This is a genomic window from Mycobacterium sp. RTGN5 (assembly GCF_033804465.1).
Lineage (GTDB): Bacteria > Actinomycetota > Actinomycetes > Mycobacteriales > Mycobacteriaceae > Mycobacterium.
The window spans coordinates 626,689-644,582 of record NZ_JAPZLA010000003.1 but is presented as its reverse complement, the minus strand read 5'-3'; the positions used below and the strand labels follow the sequence as shown (position 1 = coordinate 644,582).

The following is a 17,894-nucleotide window of genomic DNA, read 5'->3' as shown; positions in this document are numbered from 1 at the left end:
CCACCTCCCGTATCTCGCCCGTCCCGCGGGTCAGCGTAACCCCGTCCCGCTACAGCCCGGCCGCGCAGACCTCGATCGCCGACGCGACATCGTCGACGACCACCAACCGGTCTAATGCGGCCTGGGAGACGTAGCCGGGCTCGACCAGCGATGCCAGCCAGGTCCGCAGTCCGTCATAGTGTCCGGCGGGATCGAGGAGCACCACCGGTTTTGCATGCATACCCAGGTACCCAGCGGTCCACGTTTCGAAAAGTTCTTCCAGGGTGCCGATCCCGCCGGGCAGCGTCAGGAAGGCGTCACTGCGGTCTTCCATGACTTGTTTGCGCTGGCGCATGGTCTCGGTGACGACCAGCTCGTCGGCATCGACGTCGGCCAGCTCGCGGTGCACCAGCGCCTTCGGGATCACGCCGACGGTGCGCCCGCCGCGGGACCGGGCGCCGGAGGCCACCGCCCCCATCGCCGAGACGTTGCCGCCGCCGGAGACCAGCGTCCACCCGCGCTCGGCAATCGCCTCACCCACCCGACGGGCCAGGTCGAGCAGTTCGGGGTGGCGCGGGCCGGACGCGCAGTACACACACACCGCCCACTCGTCGTCACGGTTCTCGGATCCGGGATGCACGGGGCAAACCTAACGCAGCCGATTTACGGCTATTGCCCTGCCGGTGGCCGGCCGGCAAATAAAGTCCGGCTATGCCGATTCGGTGGCCTCTCGCGCCGCGCCAGTCCGTGGACAGTGCGATCGAACTCCTGGAAAGCCACGGCGGGGTGGCTCTGGTGGGCCCTGACGGGACCGGCAAGACAACGCTTGCCGAGCAGGTCGCCGAGCGGCGTGGCGAGAAGAACCCGGTCCGGGTGATCGCCACCGCGACGCAGGCCGCCGTGCCGTTCGGGGCGTTCGGGCCGCTGATCGAGGTCACCGAGGTCGGCAAGCCGGCGGCGCTGATCCGCTCGGCGCTGGATTCCCTACTGGCCCAAGCCGACAGCACGTTGATCGTCGTGGACGACGCGCATCTGCTCGATCCGCTCTCGGCCACCCTGGTCTATCAGTTGGCCCGCCACGCCAAGGGTCGGCTGATCGTGACGGTACGGGCCGGCGGCACGCTGCCGTCTGCGGTAACTGCGCTGTGGGACGACGGCCTGCTGGCCCGCCTCGACGTCGGCCCGCTCGACGAGGCCGAAACCGAGGCCGTGCTGGCGGCATTGGACGAGCCGCGCGAAGACGCCTACCGGCGGACCGGCGGCAACCCGCTGGAATTGCGGATGCTGACTCAGACGCACTCGGTCGCGACCTCGCTGGACGCCCTGATCGACGCGTATCTGGCCGGGCTGCCCGCGTCGGCGCGCACGGCGCTGGCCTACCTGGCCGTGCACGAGCCGCTCTCACGTTCCGACCTGGCCGCGCTGTCCAGCGAGGAGGGCATCGAGCAGGCCGAAACAGCCGGGGCAGCAACGATATTCGGCTCGATGGCCTATGCCGGCCACCCACTGTTCCTCGAGCGGGTGGCGCGGTCGGCCGACCCGGCCGACGCCCGCCGGCTGCGCACCGAGATCGTGACCCAGCTGGCCACCCGGCCCTGCCGCGACCTCGCCGACCGCTTGGGCCGGGCGGTGCTGGCCCTCGACAGCGACGCGCCCGAGTCCGTCGACGACGTGGTGGCGTCCGCGCAGCAAGCGCTGCGGCTGGGTGATCTGAGCGTGAGCGAACGGCTTGCCAGTGCGGCGCTGCAACGCTCCGAACGCTTCGATGCGCGGCTCGCACTGAGCTATGCGCTGGCCTGGCAGGGGCGCGGCCGCGAAGCGGATTCCGTGCTGGCCGCCGTCGACGCCGAAGCGCTGTCCGAAGCCGAGGTGATGGCGTGGGCATTGCCGCGCGCGGCCAACCAGTTCTGGATGCTCTCGGAACCCGAGCGCGCCACCGCGTTCCTGCAGAACATCCGCAAACGGATCAGCACGACGGCCGACCGCCTGACCCTGGACGCGTTGTCGGCGACCTTCGCGATGAATGCAGGCAACCTCTTCAGGGCCGTCGAGATCGCCGGCGACGTGCTGGCCGACCCGGAGGCCGAGGACATGGCGGTGGCGTGGGCCGGCAGCGCGGCCGCGTTGTGTGCGGCACGGATGGGCCGGTTCGATGAGGTGGACGCGCTGGTGGAGCGGGCCCTGGGCGCCGAACATCCCGGGCTGCTGCGGTTCACCGTTGGCCTGGCACAGACGACGACATTGCTGATGGCCGGCCGGCCCGACGCGGCACACGACACCGCGAGTGAGTTCACCGATTTCGCCGAGCTGGCCCAGCCCGGCCGGTCGATCGGTGAGGTGCTGATGGCCCAGGTGCTGATCGCCAAGGGTGACCCGGCGGCCGCGGCGCGGTTGCTGCGTCCGGCCGCGGCGACGCTGGAACGAACCGGCTATTCCTGGGGACCGCTGTCGTTGACGTATCTGGCCACCGCGCTGGCTCAGCAGGGCGACGTCGCCGAGTCGGCCAAAGTGCTGAGCCGCGCTGATGCGCGGCACGGCACCAAGTCGGCCTTGTTCGCCCCCGAGCTGGGGGTGGCGCGGGCCTGGCAGCTGGCGGCGATGGACGACGGCGACGGCGCGATCGAGGCGGTGCGCGAAGCCGCCCGTGGCGCCGAACGCGGCGGTCAGCTGGGAGTGGCGGTGTGGGCCTGGGACCAGGCCGCACGGCTGGGCGATACGCACGCCGCGGGTGCGCTGGCGAAATTGGCCGAGGCCGGGGTTCAGTCCGTCAGGTAGCGCCGCAGCGTGTCGGCGACGGCACTGATCTGCGCGACCGCCACCCGCTCGTCGCGCTTGTGCGCCAGATTCGGATCGCCGGGGCCGTAGTTCACCGCGGGAATGCCGAGTGCGGCGAACCGGGCGACGTCGGTCCAGCCGTACTTGGCGCGCACCAGCCCGTCAGCGGCCGCCACCAGCGCCGCCGCCGCGGGGTGGTGCAGCCCGGGCAGCGCACCGGCGGCCACGTCGGTCTGCTCCAGGTGTACGTCGAGCCCGTCGAACACCTGCCGCACGTGGGCCAGCGCGGCCTCCGGTGACCGGTCCGGCGCGAACCGGAAGTTGACGGTCAGCGCGGCGGCGTCGGGGATGACGTTGCCGGCCACCCCACCCTCGATCCGCACTGCCGAGAGACCCTCCCGGTAGGTGCAGCCGTCGATGTCGACGATGCGGGCGTCGTAGCTCGAGAGCCGGTCAAGCACCGCCCCGAGTTTGTGAATCGCGTTGTCGCCCAACCATGATCGTGCCGAGTGCGCGCGCGTACCGGCAGCCGAGATGACCACCCGCAGGGTGCCCTGGCAGCCGGCCTCGATGTAGCCGCCGGACGGTTCGCCCAGGATCGCGACGTCGGCCCGCAGCCAGTCTGGAAGCTCGCGCTCGATCCGGTTGAGGCCGTTGGCCGAGGCCTCGATCTCCTCGCAGTCGTAGAAGATCAGCGTGATGTCGTGCGACGGTTCGGCGATGGTGGCGGCCAGGTGCAGGAACACCGCGTCACCGGATTTCATGTCCGATGTGCCGCAACCGAACAGCTGGTCGCCCTCGAAGCGGGACGGCACATTGTCAGCGATCGGCACCGTGTCCAGGTGACCGGCCAGCACCACCCGCGAGGGCAGGCCGAAGTTCGTGCGCGCCAGCACCGCGTCGCCGTTGCGAACGATCTCGTAGCCGGAGGTTTGCGCACGCAGCGCGGCTTCCACCTCGTCGGCGATCCTGGCCTCGTCGCGCGACACGCTCGGGATGTCGACGAGCGCGGCGGTCAGCGCGATCGGGTCAGCCTGTAGGTCCAACACAACTGACCAGGCTAGCGGGCCGCGCCCATGTATTACGGTGGAGCACCGTGACATCTGCTGCAGGCTTCGGATTGGCCACCATCACCGGGGACGGCACCGTCCTCGACACCTGGTTCCCGGACCCTGATCTCGGCGCCTACAGCCCGTCGGGCAGCACCCGACTCTCAGCCGACGACGCCCCCGAAGACCTGGCCGCACTGGCCGGACCCGACGCGGCGCGCGGCGTCGAGACCATCGTCGTACGCACGGTGATCGCCGACCTCAACGACAAGCCGGCCGACACCTATGACGCCTACCTGCGGCTGCACCTGCTGTCGCATCGGCTGGTCGAACCGCGCGGGCTCAACCTCGACGGCATCTTCGGCGTGCTGACCAACGTGGTGTGGACCAACTTCGGGCCGTGCCAGATCGAGGGCTTCGAGCAGGTGCGACTGCGGCTGCGCGGCCGCGGCCACGTGACGGTCTACGGCGTGGACAAGTTCCCGCGGATGGTCGACTACGTGCTGCCGACCGGCGTGCGGATCGCCGACGCCGACCGGGTCCGCCTCGGTGCGCACCTGGCGCCGGGCACCACCGTCATGCACGAGGGTTTCGTGAACTACAACGCCGGCACGCTGGGCGCCTCAATGGTGGAGGGCCGCATCTCGGCAGGCGTGGTTGTCGACGACGGCTCCGACGTCGGTGGCGGCGCCTCGATCATGGGCACGCTGTCCGGCGGCGGCACCCAGGTGATCTCGGTCGGCAAGCGCTGCCTGCTGGGCGCCAATGCGGGCCTGGGGATCTCACTGGGTGACGACTGCATCATCGAGGCCGGCCTGTACGTGACCGCGGGCACCAAGGTCACCACCCCGGACGGCAAGACGGTGAAGGCGCGGGACTTTTCCGGCGCGAATAACCTTCTGTTCCGGCGCAATTCGGTGACCGGAGCGGTCGAGGTGGTCAGCCGTGACGGCAAGGGCATCGCGCTTAATGAGGCGCTGCACGCCAATTAGTCGGCGGACAGGATGCAGAACTCGTTGCCCTCCGGGTCGGCCAGCACCACCCAGGTCTCGTCGCCCTGACCGATGTCGACGTGGCGCGCGCCCAGTGCCAGCACCCGCTCGACCTCGGCCTGCTGATCGTCGGGGGTGAAGTCGAAGTGGATGCGGTTCTTGACGATTTTGTCGTCGGGCACCGGCACGAACAACCAGTCCGGCCCGTCGCCGGACGGCGCGCGCAACAGGACGTCGCCGTCCTCGGTCGGTTCGGTGGGCCACCCCAGTACCGTCGACCAGAACGAGGACAGCGCATTGATGTCGTGGGCGTCGATGCAGATCTCGGTGAACCGCAGCGTCACTTCATCAGCTCCTTCTTGACGACCTTGCCCATCGCGTTGCGCGGCAGCGAATCCACCAGCCGCACTTCCCGCGGCCGCTTGTGGATCGAAAGCTGTTCGGCCACAAAAGCAATCAGCTCGTCCGGGTTGGCGTTGCCGACCACGAACGCGACGATGCGCTGACCGAGATCGGCGTCGGGCAGCCCCACCACGGCGACCTCCTCGACCCCGGGATGGCCAAGCAACACCGTCTCGACCTCACCCGCACCGACCCGGAAGCCGCCGGATTTGATCAGGTCCACCGACTCGCGCCCGACGATGCGGTGCATGCCGCCGTCGTCGATCACCGCGGCATCTCCGGTGCGATACCACCCGTCGGGGTCGAACGACTCGGCCGTGGCGTCGGGCCGGTTCAGGTAGCCATCGAACAGTGTGGGTGTCTTAAGGTGAAGGCTGCCAATGGTTTCCCCGTCGTGTTCGACGACCGAACCATCCTCGCTCACCAGCCGGGTCTGCACCCCGGTCAGGGGCAGGCCGACCCAGCCGGGGCGACGTTCGCCATCGGCCCTGGTGCTCAGGGTGATCAACGACTCGGTGCTGCCGTACCGCTCGACGGGCGGGTGGCCAGTCAGTTCGGTGAGGCGGCTGAACACCGGAACCGGCAGCGCGGCACTGCCCGACACCAGCAGCCGCGCCGAGGCCAGCGCGGTGGCGGCGGCGGTGTCGGCCACCACCCGCGACCACACCGTGGGGACCGCGAAATACAGGCTGCCACCGGCGGCGGCATAACTGGCCGGGGTGGGTTTTCCGGTGTGCACGAAGCGGTTTCCCACCCGTAGCGAGCCGAGCAACCCGAGAATAAGGCCGTGCACGTGGAACAGCGGCAGCCCGTGCACGAGGGTGTCGTCGGGACTCCACTGCCAGGCCTGAGCCAGGGCGTCGATGTCGGCAGCGATCGCGCCCCGGCTGATCAGCACACCCTTGGGCAGGCCGGTCGTGCCGGAGGTGTACATCACCATCGCGGTGGCGTGCGGTGGCGGCTCGGCATACCGATGCCAGGACCGGGCGTGCAGCCGGACCGGGATGTGCGGCAGGCCACCGAGATCGGCGGGCTGCTCCCCCAGCCAGGCCTGAGCGCCCGAGTCGGTCAGGATGTGCGCGCGTTCGGCGACCCCGACGTCGGCGGGCACCGGCACGAAGGGCACGCCGGCGATCAGGCAGCCGGTGACAGCGAGCACCGTCGTCGCGGTGGGGGTGGCCAGCACGGCCACCCGGCCGGCGCCGCCGACTCGCTCGGCGACCGAGGTGGCCGCGCCCACAAGATCACTACGCGAGAGCACGGCGCCGTCGATGCGCACGGCGTCGCCGATATCGGCTCCGGCGGCGACAGCGGCGGGATTCAGGGAGGCCAGCAGCACGCCGTCGACGCTACCGGGATACTGGCGTGGTGAAGCCCATCATCCAGATCTCGTCGCGCGAGGTGTACCGCAACAAATGGATGACCGTGCGGGAGGACATCGTTGAACGACCGGACGGCTCCCCCGGCATCCATGGCGTCGTCGACAGGCCGGACTACGCGCTCATCATCGCCGTCGACGGAGATCGGGTGGCTCTGGTGGAGCAGTACCGCTATCCGATGGGTGCGCGCCGCTGGGAGTTTCCGATGGGAACCGTGCCGGATCAGGCTGACATCGAACCGAGCGATCTGGCGGCGCGAGAGCTACGCGAGGAGACCGGCCTGACAGCAGCCTCGCTGGTTTTGATCGGCCATCTCGACGTCGCTCCCGGCATCATGAGCCAGCGCGGCTGGGTATTCCTGGCCACCGACATCACCGAGGGCGAACCCGAGCGGGAGCACGAGGAGCAGGACATGCACTTCGAGTGGTTCGAGCGCAGCCGGTTCGAGGAGATGATCTCCTCCGGGGAGGTCACCGACTCTCAGTCGCTCGCGGCGTACACGCAATTGCTGCTCAGGGAGCGTCTCGAAGCCTGAGGGTGGCCGAATCGTGACCGGCTCGCCGTGGGGCAGATGTGACAGATGAGGTTTTCTGACGGCTACGCTGATTACTCGCAACGACGTTCCGAGGAGTCATGAGCCGCCACCGTTGGGGTGCCACGCTGCTAGCAACGGCGACGATCTGCGCCGCGGGACTGCTATCCCCCGCCTCGGCGCACGGTCAGCCCTTGGCCTGGAACGGGCCCTTTCAGATGGTGACCTATGCCTCGCAGAAGGCGGGCACCAGCCCGGCGACCCGCCAGAGGGAAAACGACTTCGGCGCTGTCTTCACGCTGTCGACCGCCTGCGCGGGCGGCGCCTGCGTCGCCACCGTCGTCGACGGCCCGGCGCCCGGTAACCCGACCATCCCCCAGCCGACCCGCTACACCTGGAACGGGTCCGAGTGGGCCACCACCTACGACTGGGTATGGGACTGCTTCCTGGGCGACGGCTACCAGAAGCAATGGAGCCCCGCCACGTCGTGGGCGTTCTACGCGCCGCAGCCCGACGGATCCCTGCGCGGCACCTGGCACACCGACATCGCGCAGGGACCCTGCCGCGGCACCGTCGTCATGCCGGTCAGCGCCGTCCCGGCCTGAGGTGTCCGCGCCGATTCCGCACAATGGAGATCGATGACGGGGAGATCGATGACGGACACTGCGACGACGACGGTGCGCAACCACTCGATGGACCTCTATCGGGTGTGCGCCCTGCTGTTCGTCGTCATGGGGCATTGGATGGCGGCGTCGCTGACCTTTTCCGATGGGGCGTTCTGGCGGGACAACCCGCTGGTCGACCTGCCCTGGACGCAGTGGCTGACCTGGATTTTCCAGGTGGTGCCGGTGTTCTTCGTGGTCGCCGGCTACGCCAGCGCCGTGTCGTGGGCCCACCGCAGCGCCGAGGAATCCAGGCAGGCGTGGCTGCGTCGCCGGCTGGTCCGCCCCGTGGGACCGACCGCGGTCTACGTCGTGTTCGCGTTGCTGGTCGTGGCGGTGCTCTTCGGCGTCGGCGTGGCGGGCTCGGAACTGGACTTCGGCGCCTGGGCAGTGGCCATGCACCTCTGGTTCCTGGGCATCTACGTGCTGGTGGTCGCGCTGACGCCGGTGGCGGTGGCCGCGCATCGGCGCTGGGGTAAGTGGGTGCCGTTCGCCATGACGGTCGCCGTCGCGGTGCTGGACGTGGCCACCATCGGAGCCCACCTGCCGTACGTCGGGTGGCTGAACTATCTGCTGGTGTGGGGCATGCTCTACCAGCTCGGGATCGCCTTTCACGACGGCACACTGTGCCGGCGCGCGGCGATCGCACTCGCGGTCTGTTCGGCGATCGTGTTGGCGCTGCTGGTCACCGTCGGTCCCTACCCGGTCAGCATGATCGGCGTTCCCGGCGCGGTGGTGGACAACACCGGGCCGCCGAACCTGGCGCTCCTTGCGCTCGGCGGCGTTGAGGCCGGGCTGGCACTTGCCGCCGCCCCTGCGGTGAATCGGATGCTGAAATCGGCTCGCGCCCAACGTATTCTGGTGATCGCCAACGACAATGTGATGGCGCTTTACCTATGGCACATGGTTCCGGTGGTGATCGTGGCGCTGGCCGGGTATCCGACCGGGCTGCTGCCCCAACCGACGCTCGGCACGGCGGCCTGGTGGTGGTTCCGGCTGGAGTGGGTGGCCATCCTGGCCGTGGTGACCGTCGTCGAGCTGGTGCTGTTGTGGTGGGGGCGCAAACTGTTCTCCGCGCCACTGCCGACCGTCGCGGTCCCGATACCGTCCCGGCTGGGCGAAGTGCTGCTGTTCGCCGGCACTGTCGCGATCGCGGTCACGATGTCGGTGTTCGCCGCACTCGGCTTCGCACCCGACGGGCGCTTCCCTATCGCGGCGAGTGTCGGGTTCGCCGTCGGCGTGGTCCTGGTAGCGCTGGCGCCTACCGATAGGCGTCGAAACCGAGTTTGGCGGCCAGCGCCAGCCCCCCGACACCGATGAGGATGCGCAGCGGGGTCGCCGGGGCATGCCGCACCACGATGGGGCCAAGCCGCGATCCGATCAGGCAGCCCGCGCCCAGCGGGATGACCGCCATCCAGTGCACCGGCGCCAGCACGGCGAATAGCACCGCGGCCACGGTGTTGGCCACCCCGAGCAGGATGTTCTTGGCGGCGTTGGCGTGGGCCAGGCTGCCCGCACCGGCGTTGAGCAGCAACGCCAGGAACAACACACCGGCCGCAGCGCCGAAATAGCCGCCGTAGATAGCGATCCCGAACATCGCGACCATCTCGCCCACCACCACCGCCCGCCGGCGCCGGCCCGGGTGCGGGGTGCCGGACGGCACGACGATCGCCACCGCGGCCACGGCGAGCAGCACCGGGACCACCTTCTCGAAGGCGCCCGCCGGGGTCGTCAGCAACAGCACCGCACCGACAGCGCCGCCGGCAACGGTCAATGGTGCACTGCGGATGAGAAATCGGCCCTGCCCGGCGAGTTCGGGTCGCGAACCCCACGCCGAGCCGATTCCGTTGAACACCAGCGCCACCGTGTTGGTGACGTTCGCCGCCACCGGCGGGAGCCCGATGGCGAGCAGAGCCGGATAGGTTGTCACGGACGCGAATCCGGCGATGCTGCCGGTCAATCCGCCGAGCACCCCGGCGATCAGCAGAGTGATGACGTCCAGTGCGCTCAGCGGGGAGCCTTTCTTCACGTGACCCGATCGGGCACTCCCATGATGCGCCATGCGGTGGCAAGAGAGAATCAGTGCGTGTCCGACGTTTCACTAGACCGCGACCTCGCACTGCGGGCAGCCACGCTGCTCTACGACAACGGCCAGTCGACGCAGATGGTGCTGGTCGCCGTCGACCGTATCAACCAGGGGCTGGGCAGCCGAACGACGGTCGTCCCCTCCTGGGCCTCGCTGCTGGCCGTGCCCGATGACACTGCCACGCCGGTGCGGGTGGCCCCGGTCAGCCCCGTCGGGGTGAACATGCGTCGCGTCGCCACGGCCATGCGGGCCATCGATCGCGCCGAGGACGGCCCCCTCGACCGCGCCGGCCTCGACCGTGAGTTGACCATCGCCGCCAGCGAAACATTCTCCGGCACAGTGGCCTTCGTCACCGCCTGCGCCGCAGGCGCAGCAGCGCTCGCGGTGGTGTTCGGCATCGACGAGGTGCGCGCCATCCTGCTGGCCGCCGCCAGCGCCGCTGTCGGCGGCGTACTGCGTCGTGTGTTGGGCCGATTCTCCGCTGGCCCGCTGGCGCAGGCATTCGCCGCGGCCATGGCCGCCGGTGCCGTGGGTGCGCTGGCGATGCACCTCAACATCGGTGCCGCGGCTCTGGTCACGGTCTGCCCGGCCATGGTGCTCGTGCCAGGACCTCATGTCCTCAACGGTGCGATGGACTTACTGGGGCTGCGGATAACCCTGGGCATCGCCCGGCTTGGCTATGCCGCGTTGGTCCTCGCCGCGATCGCCGCCGGACTGATCCTCGGCCTGCGATTGGGCGGAAACACTCTGCCGGTGACCGGTGCGGCGGCGGCCGTGCCGCTGGCCGCTGACGTGCTCGCAGCCGGCGTCGCCGCCGCCTGCTATCCGGTCTACTTTTCCATGCCCTACCGGATGATCGGTTGGCCTATCGCGGCCGGGATGGCGGGCCATGCCCTGCACTGGTGGGCGAGCACGGTCTGGCATCTGAGCCTGGCCAGTTCGGCGTTCCTGGCCTGCCTGCTCGTCGGAACCGCGCTCACGCCCATCTCCCACAAGCTTCGAATCCCGTTCGCAGCTATAGGTTTCGCGGCAGTTGTGTCACTGGTGCCAGGAGTGTTCGTGTTCCGGACGCTGAGCGGGCTCGCACAGCTACCGGCATCCGCGAACCCGGAGCTGGTCGCCGCGACGATGTCCAACGCGGCGACGGCCGCACTCGTCGTGACCGCGATGGCGCTCGGCCTGGTGATCCCGATCCACATTCGCGACGCCCTGCTCAGGCGTCAGGCCCGGTGAGTCATCGCCCGCAGGAAGAACATCAGGTTGGCCGGGCGTTCGGCAAGCCGGCGGACGAAATAGCCGTACCACTGGCTGCCGAAGGGGACGTACACCCGCACGTGGTTGCCCTCGGCCGCCAGCCGGCGCTGCTCGCCGTCGCGGATGCCGTAGAGCATCTGGTATTCGAATCTGTCTGTACCACGACCGAATTCGCGGGCCAGCTCGCGGGCCGCGGCGATGGCGACGGGATCATGCGAGGCGACCATCGGGTAGCCCGTGCCGGCCATCAACGTGCGCAGGCAGCGCAGGTAGGAGTCGGTGACCTCGCCCGCGTCCCGGTAGGCCACTGACGCCGGTTCGTCGTAGGCGCCCTTGCACAACCGGATGCGAGCGCCGGCCGCCGCGAACTCCGCGCAGTCGGCCTCCGTGCGTTTCAGGTACGCCTGCAGAACCGTTCCCACGAAGGCGAACTCGGTGCGCAGCTCCCGCACGAGCGACAGCGTGGAGTCGGTGGTGGTGTGGTCCTCGGCGTCGATGGTGACCCAGGCGCCGACCTGCTGGGCCCGTTGGCAGATGGCGTGGGCGTTCTCGAAGGCGATCTTGTCGCCATCGGTGGGCAGCGACTGGCCGAGCGCGGACAGTTTCAGCGACACCTCCAACGGACGCACCGCCGCCGCCCGGTTCTCGCCGCGGGCACCCAGCGCGTCGAGCAATTGCAGGTAGGCCTTGACGGTGGCCTCGGCGGCGTCGATGTCGGTGACGTCCTCGCCCAGGTAGTCGATGCTGACCAGCCGGTCGGAGTCGCGCAGCGCGGTGACCGCGGCCAGTGCATCATCGACGGTTTCGCCGGGGACGAACCGGCCCACGACATCGCGGGCGATCGGCAGGCGTTCGGCGCTGTGGCGCAACCGATCTGACCGGCTGGCCGCCAGGATCGCCGGTCGTGCGATGCGGCTGAACGCACTCACGACTCCACCCCCATGTGCGGGTACGTGTGATCGGTGGGTGGGACGAAGGTCTCCTTGATGGACCGCGCCGACGTCCACCGCAGCAGGTTCAGTGGCGAGCCGGCCTTGTCGTTGGTGCCCGACGCCCGTGATCCCCCGAATGGCTGCTGCCCGACGACGGCCCCGGCAGGCTTGTCGTTGACGTAGAAGTTGCCCGCGGCGAAGCGCAGCCGATCGGCCGCCGCGGCGACGGCGGCCCGATCGTCGGCAATCACCGCGCCGGTCAGCGCGTAGCGGGAGCCGTTGTCGACGACATCGAGGACGTCGTCGAACTCGTTGTCGGGATAGACGTGCACCGCCAGGATCGGCCCGAAGTACTCGCATTCGAACGCCTCGTCGGTCGGATCATCGGACAGCAGGACGGTCGGCCGCACGAAATAGCCTTCGCTGTCGTCACATTCGCCACCCACGGCGATGGTGACACCCGGGGCGCTCTTGGCCCGCTCGATCGCACGGGAGTTCTTGGCGTACGCCCGGGCATCGATGACCGCCCCGCCATAGTTCGACAGGTCGGTGACATCGCCGTAGGTCAGCGCCTCGGTGGCGGCCAGGAAGTCGTCACCCATCGCCTGCCACAGCGAGCGCGGAATGAAGGCCCGCGATGCGGCCGAGCACTTCTGGCCTTGATAGTCGAACGCGCCGCGAATCAGCGCTGTCCGCAACACATCCGGATTCGCCGAGCTGTGGGCTACGACGAAGTCCTTGCCGCCGGTCTCCCCGACCAGCCGCGGGTAGCTGTCGTAGTCGGCGATGCGGGTGCCGACCTCGCGCCACAGATGCTGGAACGTGGCGGTGGATCCGGTGAAGTGGATGCCCGACAGCCGCCGGTCGGCGAGCACCACGTCGGAGACCGCATAGCCGTCGCCGGTGACGAGGTTGATCACCCCGGGCGGCAGACCGGCGGCCTCCAGTAGCTGCATCGTCAGGTAGGCGGCGAAGGTCTGGGTGATCGACGGCTTCCACACCACCGTGTTGCCCATCAGGGCCGGCGCGGTCGGCAGGTTGCCGGCGATCGCGGTGAAGTTGAAGGGCGTCACGGCATAGACGAAGCCGTCCAGCGGGCGGTAGTCGGTGCGGTTCCACACGCCGGGGCCGCTGATCGGCTGCTGAGCCAGGATCTGGCGGGCGAAGGCGACGTTGAAGCGCCAGAAGTCGACCAGTTCGCAGGGGGCGTCGATCTCGGCCTGGTAGGCGGTCTTGGACTGGCCCAGCATGGTGGCCGCGGCGATCTTTTCCCGCCAGGGGCCGGCCAGCAGGTCCGCGGCGCGCAGGAATACCGCGGCGCGTTCGTCGAACGGGGTGGCTGCCCACTCACGTTTGGCGGCCATCGCCGCGCTGACGGCGGCCATGGCGTCGGCGGTGGTCGCGTTGGACAGGGTGCCGAGCCGGGCGCTGTGCCGGTGCGGCTGAACGACGTCGATGCGCTCGCCGTCGCCCAGGTGGTGGCGGCCGCCGATGACGTGTGGAAGGTCGATGGGCTGCGCGGACAGATCGTGCAGAGCCGCAGTGAGGCGGGCCCGCTCGGCGGAGTGAGGTGCGAAATCGTGTACCGGCTCGTTGGTGGGCACGGGAACTTCGGTGCGGGCGTCCATGCAGTTCAGGATCGCGCGCGGCGCGCACCAAACTGTTGGCAGATCCGACAAGAGTGATCGGCGACCCTAGTAGAATTGGACAACATGAGCGAGGCCGGTGTCGGGCTGGGCCAGCTGGTGTTGGCCCTGGATGCGACGCTGGTCCGGCTCGTCGAGGCGCCACGGGGTCTGGACCGCCCCGTGCGGTCGGCCGCCCTGATCGACGCCGACGATGTGCGGCTGGGCCTGTCCGTCAGCGCCGGCTCGGCGGATGTGTTCTTCCTGCTCGGGATTTCCGACACCGATGCCATCGGGTGGCTGGACCGGCAGATCGCCGCGCACGGACCCCCGGCCGCGATCTTCGCCAAAGAACCCTCCGACGCCGTCGTCGCCCGGGCCGTCGCCGCGGGGACGGCCGTCGTCGCCGTCGAGCCCAATGCCCGTTGGGAGCGGGTCTATCGCCTGGTCAACCACGTCTTCGAGCATCGGCGGACCGACTCGGTCACGGACTCGGGCACCGATCTGTTCGCCCTGGCGCAGTCGATCGCCGACCGCATCCACGGCATGGTCAGCATCGAGGACGCGCAGTCGCATGTGCTGGCGTATTCGGCATCCAACGACGAGGCCGACGAGCTGCGGCGGCTGTCGATCCTGGGGCGGGCGGGACCGCCGGAGCATCTGCGCTGGATCGCCCAGTGGGGAATCTTCGACCGGCTCCGCGCCGGTGCCGATGTGGTCACGGTCGACGAGCGGCCCGAACTGGGGCTGCGGCCGCGGCTGGCCATCGGCATCCACCGCCAGGACGCGCCGAGTTCGTTCTCCGGCACCATCTGGGTGCAACAGGGCTCGCGGCCGCTGGCTGACGACGCCGAGGAGGTGCTGCGCGGCGCGGCGGTGCTGGCCGCCCGGATCATGGCCCGGCTGGCGGCGCGGCCGTCGGCGCACCTGCTGGCCGTCCAGCAGGTGCTCGGGCTCGCCGACGCAGACGGAACCGACCTGGCCACGGTGGCGCGCGAACTCGGTGTGCCGTTGGACGGGCGCGCAGCGGTGATCGGCTTCGTCGCCGACGACGCCCACCCCCGGATGGCCGACGTCCTGGCGCTGACCGCCAGCGCTTTTCGCCCCGACGCACAGGTGGCCGCCAACGGTCAGCGGGTTTATGTGGTGTTGCCGGACTCCGGCCGCACAGCCGCCGTGGTCTCGTGGATCCGGGGCACGATCGGCGCGCTGCGCACCGAACTCGGCCTGGACTTGCGCGCGGTGATCGCGTCCCCGGTCGCCGGGCTGGCCGACGTCGCCGGCGCGCGCCGCGACATCGACCGCGTCTTCGACAGCGCGGCACGCCATCCAGTGTTTGGCCAGGTGACGACCCTGGCTGAGGCCCGAACGACGGTGTTGCTCGACGAGATCGTCACCTTGGTGGCCGCCGAGGCACGGCTGGTCGATCCCCGGGTGCGCCGGCTACGAGAAACCGACCCCGCACTGGCCGAAACCTTGCGGGTCTACCTGGACAGCTTCGGCGATGTCACGGCGGCCGCGGCGGCGCTGCACGTGCACCCCAACACCGTCCGCTACCGAGTTCGACGCCTTGAGCAGGTACTTTCCACCTCACTCGGCGATCCTGACGTCCGGCTATTACTGTCACTAAGCCTGCGGGCAACCACCTGATCAGCGTCGTCAAGTAGCCGCGCCGCGTTCACCGAGAAATTTTTTGATCAACCTGGTAACAATGTTGCATCTGTTGCCGATGAGGCTTTTGTCATCACTGGCTGTGAACTGTGTCACTGGCGTATCCACTCCAGAGTCCACAGCCGGTCTTGGCGCAAGAAACCCTCGGTGGTCGGGGCCCCCCGATCGCCGTCGAACCACTAAGCACCAAGGGGTCAGCATGAAACATTTGGGTCGAGTGCTGGTGGCGATGATCGCCGCCATCGCGGCGTTGTTCGTCGGGACAGGCACTTCACACGCAGGTTTGGACAACGAACTCAGTCTGGTTGACGGCGGTGGCCGCACGATGACCGTTCAGCAGTGGGACACCTACCTCAACGGTGTGTTTCCCCTGGACCGCAACCGGCTGACTCGTGAGTGGTTCCACTCCGGCAAGGCCGTCTACAGCGTCGTCGGCCCGGGTGCCGATGAGTTCGCGGGCACCTTGGAGCTGGGCTACCAGGTCGGCTTCCCGTGGTCGCTGGGCGTGGGCATCAACTTCAGCTACACCACCCCCAACATCCTGCTCGACGACGCCAACATCTCCCCGACGGGTTTCAACCCGCTGGGCTCGGTCATCACCCCGAACCTGTTCCCGGGTGTGTCGATCAGCGCCGACCTGGGCAACGGCCCCGGCATCCAGGAAGTCGCCACCTTCTCGGTGGACGTCTCGGGCCCCAACGGCTCGGTCGCCGTGGCCAACGCCCACGGCACCGTCACCGGTGCCGCCGGCGGCGTGCTGCTGCGCCCCTTCGCCCGCCTCATCTCCAAGGCCGGTGACAGCGTCACCACCTACGGCGAACCCTGGAACATGAACTGATCGACCGCGTCTGACCCCCGCTTAGGGTGGGGCGGTTGGGCTGACTAGCCCAGCCGCTCCACCGCGGCGGCGATTCGTTCGTCCGTCGCGGTCAGAGCCACCCGAACGTGCTGCGCACCCCGGGCTCCGTAGAACTCCCCGGGGGCGACCAGAATGCCACGCTCGGCCAGGCAGGACAGTGTCGTCCGGCAGGGCTCACCGCGAGTAGCCCACAGATACAGTCCCGCCTCGGAATCGTCGACGGTGAAATCCGCTGACCGCATCGCGGCGAGCAGGACATCGCGGCGGCGCGCATAGCGCTGCCGCTGCTCGAGTTCATGCGCGTCGTCGTCGAGTGCGGCCACCATCGCGGCCTGGACCGGCGTCGGCACCATCATCCCGGCGTGTTTACGCACCGCCAACAGCTCGGCGACCACATCAGGGTCGCCGGCAACGAACCCGGCGCGATACCCCGCCAGTGACGAGCTCTTCGACAGCGAGTGCACCGCCAGCAACCCGGAGTGGTCACCGCCGCTGACCGAGGGATGCAGCACCGAGGTCGGCTCCGCCTCCCACGCCAGACCCAGATAGCACTCGTCGGACACCACCAGCGTGCCGCGCTCGCGCGCCCATTCGACGACCTTGCGCAGATGGTCGCGGCCCAGCACCTTGCCCGTCGGGTTGCTCGGGGAGTTGATGAACATCACCGCGGGCGATTCGGGTCCGAGCTGGGTCACCGAATCGGCCGGGATCACCCGTGCACCCGCCAGCCGCGCACCCACGTCATACGTCGGATAGGCCAGTTCTGGCACCACGACCACGTCATCGGCACCCACGCCAAGCAGGGTCGGCAGCCATGCGATCAGTTCCTTGGTGCCGATGACCGGCAACACTGCCTGCTCGGCCAGCCCGGTGATCCCGTAGCGCCGGTGCAGCGCGGCCACCGCTGAGGCGCGCAGCGCCGGCGTGCCTGCGGTCGTCGGATAGCCCGGTGCGCTACTGGCCGCGGCGAGTGCCTCCCGGATCACCGGGGCCACCTCGTCCACGGGGGTGCCCACCGACAGGTCGACGATGCCGCCGGGGTGCGCCCGCGCGGTGGCCGTCACCTCGGCGAGGGTGTCCCACGGAAAGACCGGCAGCGCACCAGACACAGGGCGGCGCCGCACACGCAACGGGATGGGAGGCGTCAGTCCTCTTCCTTGGGCGGCAGATCCTTGACAACTTGCGGATCGTTGTCGGTCTGCCCGACCTTCGAGGCCCCGCCCGGCGAACCGAGCTCGGCGAAGAAGTCGGCATTGATCTGGGTGTACGCCGACCACTGATCCGGGACGTCGTCCTCGTAGTAGATCGCCTCGACGGGGCAGACCGGCTCACACGCGCCACAGTCCACGCACTCATCGGGGTGGATGAACAACATGCGCGCACCCTCGTAGATGCAGTCGACCGGGCATTCCTCAATGCATGCCTTGTCCTTGATGTCGACGCAGGGTTCGGCAATCGTGTACGTCACTGAGGTTCTCCTCGGTCTGTCTACTCGTCGGGGTGGCTGTTATTCGGTGTGGCTGTGTGTCTAGCGCGGGCGCTGGGAACGCCCAGTATCCGATGCCGGTCGCCGGATAGCCGACCCAGTGTGCCCTAACTTGTCGGGTACCCAGTACCAGTTCACTGAGGTGTTCCGCGCGGTAACTGATACTAGACGTTTCGTATATTAACTAGCCACAGCCGCAGATGCAGCGACG

Annotated in this window: 17 protein-coding genes; 8 read left to right on the top strand and 9 right to left on the bottom strand. The window is 69.0% G+C overall.

Translation table 11 applies throughout. The features are described 5' to 3' along the window. Positions 1–49: 49 nt before the first annotated feature. The gene (locus tag SLQ31_RS20085) at positions 50–619 is read right to left on the bottom strand and encodes a TIGR00730 family Rossman fold protein (RefSeq protein ID WP_319435742.1); all 570 of its coding nucleotides are present in this window, start codon (positions 617–619) and stop codon (positions 50–52) included. Between the two features lie 71 nt (positions 620–690). Between SLQ31_RS20085 and SLQ31_RS20080 the strand changes: the two genes are divergently transcribed. Further along, positions 691–2,754, top strand: a complete 2,064-nt coding sequence (locus tag SLQ31_RS20080) for an ATP-binding protein (protein WP_319435741.1) — start codon at positions 691–693, stop codon at positions 2,752–2,754. On the opposite strand, the gene dapE is transcribed toward SLQ31_RS20080, so the two are convergent. After that, positions 2,739–3,803, bottom strand: a complete 1,065-nt coding sequence (dapE, locus tag SLQ31_RS20075; protein ID WP_319435740.1) for a succinyl-diaminopimelate desuccinylase — start codon at positions 3,801–3,803, stop codon at positions 2,739–2,741. The genes SLQ31_RS20080 and dapE overlap by 16 nt on opposite strands. Positions 3,804–3,805: 2 nt before the next feature. Between dapE and dapD the strand changes: the two genes are divergently transcribed. Beyond that, a complete protein-coding gene (gene dapD, locus SLQ31_RS20070) occupies positions 3,806–4,795 on the top strand; it encodes a 2,3,4,5-tetrahydropyridine-2,6-dicarboxylate N-succinyltransferase (protein ID WP_319435845.1) in 990 nt (329 codons plus the stop codon). Here the strand turns inward: dapD and SLQ31_RS20065 are convergent. Then, entirely contained in the window at positions 4,792–5,139 is a 348-nt protein-coding gene (locus tag SLQ31_RS20065) for a VOC family protein (RefSeq protein WP_319435739.1), read from the bottom strand. The genes dapD and SLQ31_RS20065 overlap by 4 nt on opposite strands. Then, positions 5,136–6,536 (bottom strand): acyl-CoA synthetase, encoded by a 1,401-nt coding sequence (locus SLQ31_RS20060; protein WP_319435738.1) that lies wholly within the window; start codon positions 6,534–6,536, stop codon positions 5,136–5,138. The genes SLQ31_RS20065 and SLQ31_RS20060 overlap by 4 nt, the downstream gene beginning before the upstream one ends. An 80-nt stretch (positions 6,537–6,616) precedes the next feature. Between SLQ31_RS20060 and SLQ31_RS20055 the strand changes: the two genes are divergently transcribed. From SLQ31_RS20055 to SLQ31_RS20045, 3 genes are all read left to right on the top strand, one after another. After that, entirely contained in the window at positions 6,617–7,111 is a 495-nt protein-coding gene (locus SLQ31_RS20055) for an NUDIX domain-containing protein (protein ID WP_413642592.1), read from the top strand. Between the two features lie 98 nt (positions 7,112–7,209). After that, positions 7,210–7,713, top strand: a complete 504-nt coding sequence (locus tag SLQ31_RS20050) for a hypothetical protein (protein WP_319435736.1) — start codon at positions 7,210–7,212, stop codon at positions 7,711–7,713. A gap of 48 nt (positions 7,714–7,761) precedes the next feature. Continuing rightward, entirely contained in the window at positions 7,762–9,090 is a 1,329-nt protein-coding gene (locus SLQ31_RS20045; protein ID WP_319435735.1) for an acyltransferase, read from the top strand. Here SLQ31_RS20045 and SLQ31_RS20040 read toward each other — a convergent pair. Continuing rightward, a complete protein-coding gene (locus tag SLQ31_RS20040; protein WP_413642590.1) occupies positions 9,032–9,781 on the bottom strand; it encodes a sulfite exporter TauE/SafE family protein in 750 nt (249 codons plus the stop codon). The genes SLQ31_RS20045 and SLQ31_RS20040 overlap by 59 nt on opposite strands. 75 nt (positions 9,782–9,856) lie before the next feature. Here SLQ31_RS20040 and SLQ31_RS20035 point away from each other — a divergent pair, with 75 nt between their 5' ends. Next, positions 9,857–11,089 (top strand): threonine/serine exporter family protein, encoded by a 1,233-nt coding sequence (locus SLQ31_RS20035; protein WP_319435733.1) that lies wholly within the window; start codon positions 9,857–9,859, stop codon positions 11,087–11,089. On the opposite strand, the gene SLQ31_RS20030 is transcribed toward SLQ31_RS20035, so the two are convergent. Both SLQ31_RS20030 and pruA read right to left on the bottom strand, forming a co-directional pair. Next, on the bottom strand, positions 11,077–12,039 hold the full coding sequence (locus SLQ31_RS20030; RefSeq protein ID WP_319435732.1) for a proline dehydrogenase family protein: 963 nt from the start codon (positions 12,037–12,039) through the stop codon (positions 11,077–11,079). The genes SLQ31_RS20035 and SLQ31_RS20030 overlap by 13 nt on opposite strands. Next, a complete protein-coding gene (pruA, locus tag SLQ31_RS20025) occupies positions 12,036–13,670 on the bottom strand; it encodes an L-glutamate gamma-semialdehyde dehydrogenase (RefSeq protein WP_319435731.1) in 1,635 nt (544 codons plus the stop codon). The genes SLQ31_RS20030 and pruA overlap by 4 nt, the downstream gene beginning before the upstream one ends. Before the next feature lie 84 nt (positions 13,671–13,754). Here pruA and SLQ31_RS20020 point away from each other — a divergent pair, with 84 nt between their 5' ends. Both SLQ31_RS20020 and SLQ31_RS20015 read left to right on the top strand, forming a co-directional pair. Continuing rightward, the gene (locus SLQ31_RS20020; protein WP_319435730.1) at positions 13,755–15,317 is read left to right on the top strand and encodes a PucR family transcriptional regulator; all 1,563 of its coding nucleotides are present in this window, start codon (positions 13,755–13,757) and stop codon (positions 15,315–15,317) included. A gap of 220 nt (positions 15,318–15,537) precedes the next feature. Then, a complete protein-coding gene (locus SLQ31_RS20015) occupies positions 15,538–16,176 on the top strand; it encodes an MspA family porin (protein ID WP_319435729.1) in 639 nt (212 codons plus the stop codon). Between the two features lie 44 nt (positions 16,177–16,220). Here SLQ31_RS20015 and dapC read toward each other — a convergent pair whose 3' ends face one another. Beyond that, positions 16,221–17,306, bottom strand: a complete 1,086-nt coding sequence (gene dapC / locus SLQ31_RS20010) for a succinyldiaminopimelate transaminase (RefSeq protein ID WP_319435844.1) — start codon at positions 17,304–17,306, stop codon at positions 16,221–16,223. A gap of 35 nt (positions 17,307–17,341) precedes the next feature. Continuing rightward, entirely contained in the window at positions 17,342–17,665 is a 324-nt protein-coding gene (gene fdxA / locus SLQ31_RS20005) for a ferredoxin (RefSeq protein ID WP_108053541.1), read from the bottom strand. Positions 17,666–17,894: the final 229 nt, after the last annotated feature.